Below are 1,737 nucleotides of genomic sequence, written 5' to 3'. Positions count from 1 at the left end.
CTCTAGATGCTCCTGCTTGCTCTCATACTCCTTTCTCAGTTTGTCGGCTTCGCTGGTTTTCTTTTCGAACACCATTGAAGCACGCTCAAGGAACTTAGCCTTCCACCGGCTAACCATCACCGGGCTCAGTTCATACTTAGCAGCGATCTCGTTTACGGTATGCTCCTCACGGAGGACCTCCAGCACAACCTTTGTCTTGAATTTGAGGAACATCGGTTCCGTTTTTCCATAGCCTCATTATAACTTATTTATCACCTCTCCCGTGTCTCAACCTATGGGAGCATTATACTTCTGGTCATTCAGGAATTGGTTCGCCAGCAGCAAGCGATGTACGACAAACGTACGTACAGCGTACCGGATCGGATAGTCAGTATCGCGCAGCCGCACGTGAGGCCGATCGTGCGCGGTAAAGCCCGCGCGAACGTCGAGTTCGGGGCGAAGCTGGCGATCAGCGTGGTGAACGGCTACGCATTCCGGGAGCAACTGTCCTGGGACAGCTTCAACGAAGGTCAGACGCTGCAGGCCGCAGCGGAACGCTACCGCGCCAGGTTCGGCTATTATCCCAAAGCGGTGCTGGCCGATCAGATTTACCGCACGCGGGACAACTTGCGCTTCTGCAAGGAGAAGGGAATTCGACTGAGCGGACCGCATTGGGGCGTCCGTCATCCGCCGATCAGCAGGAGCAGAAGAAAATCGCCAAAGCGGATGCAGCCGCGCGCAATGCGGTGGAAGGCAAGTTCGACGAGGGCAAGCGCAGCTACGGGCTTGGCCGTATTCGAGCGCACCTTCAGACGACGAGCGAGACCGTAATCGGGCTGCAACTGCTGGTGATGAACCTCGAAAAGAGACTCCGGGTTCTCTTTTTGCCTGTTTTGCAATGGCTGTTGTCGAGACTCGCGGTCCGCTTGCTCCTGCTACCGTAAAAATGTGACCCGTTCAGCAAGCCCTATTTAATGAAAATAAATATCTAGGTTGTTAGCAATTAGGAAAACAATTGTGTTATAAAAACTACTAGCCCAACGAAAACAAATAACCCTCCGACGATCCGCACTACTATTATATATAAATCCGATGGTTCAGTACCATCTTGAGTCTCCCAAGCATCTCTGATTTTCCAAACAATAATTGGTTTACGAATAATAAATATTCCAAAAATTATTAAACATAAACTCCCCAAAATATATTTCAACATTTTAACTTTCCTCCAATCTATGTTTTTTAATCATGTACTCTACTACCACCTGACGAGTGTTGTCGTTTAAGTCCATTCGGGAAGTTCGCAGCGTTCTACCAAAAGCCGTAAGGGGTTCACCTTGCTGTCTTGAAAAAGTTATGCCACTCCTTAATTGTCTAAAGACCCTCTTTTTATTTGTACCTCCCACAGTATGCTTCAATGATAGTATTACAATTCCTTTTATTACCAAAATATATAGCCCGTCACATTAATCACCATCCGGCCCGCATAATCGGATATCTTCCATACTTGATTGTGAACCCTGGCTGGTCAATAGCGTTCGTCCATGAGGACAATAATTTGGATGGTCAACATCTGGGGAAAGCTTCTGACTATCATGGCTTTTATTCGGTTATCATCTGTAGGATCAACAATGAACATAAGCAAAAGATGGCATCGAGAGCGTTATAGTCCCTAGTAGTGGTGTAAAATGGCACCGAGCTTCTTGACAAGGGAAGCCACGGTATGATTTCTACTAAAGTGACGCGACTCACCTTTAGAAG

2 protein-coding genes and 1 pseudogene are annotated in these 1,737 nt (G+C 47.6%); 1 reads left to right on the top strand and 2 read right to left on the bottom strand.

The features are described from left to right. The coding region (locus F560_RS24380; protein WP_019007867.1) for a helix-turn-helix domain-containing protein at positions 1 to 213 on the bottom strand (213 nt) is incomplete at its 3' end. Positions 214 to 288: 75 nt separating this feature from the next. Between F560_RS24380 and F560_RS26705 the strand changes: the two are divergent. Beyond that, positions 289 to 923, top strand: a pseudogene (locus F560_RS26705) (transposase); the annotation flags it as partial. 59 nt (positions 924 to 982) lie between these two features. On the opposite strand, the gene F560_RS26700 reads toward F560_RS26705, so the two are convergent. Next, positions 983 to 1,192 carry a DUF6199 family natural product biosynthesis protein gene (locus F560_RS26700; protein ID WP_019007864.1) on the bottom strand — a complete coding sequence of 70 codons (210 nt, stop codon included), beginning with the start codon at positions 1,190 to 1,192 and terminating at the stop codon, positions 983 to 985. Between the last annotated feature and the right edge of the window lie 545 nt (positions 1,193 to 1,737).

Source organism: Cohnella laeviribosi DSM 21336 (assembly GCF_000378425.1).
GTDB lineage: Bacteria > Bacillota > Bacilli > Paenibacillales > Paenibacillaceae > Cohnella > Cohnella laeviribosi.
The sequence above is the reverse complement of the archived record's forward strand: the minus strand, read 5'-3'. Positions and strand labels throughout refer to the sequence as shown.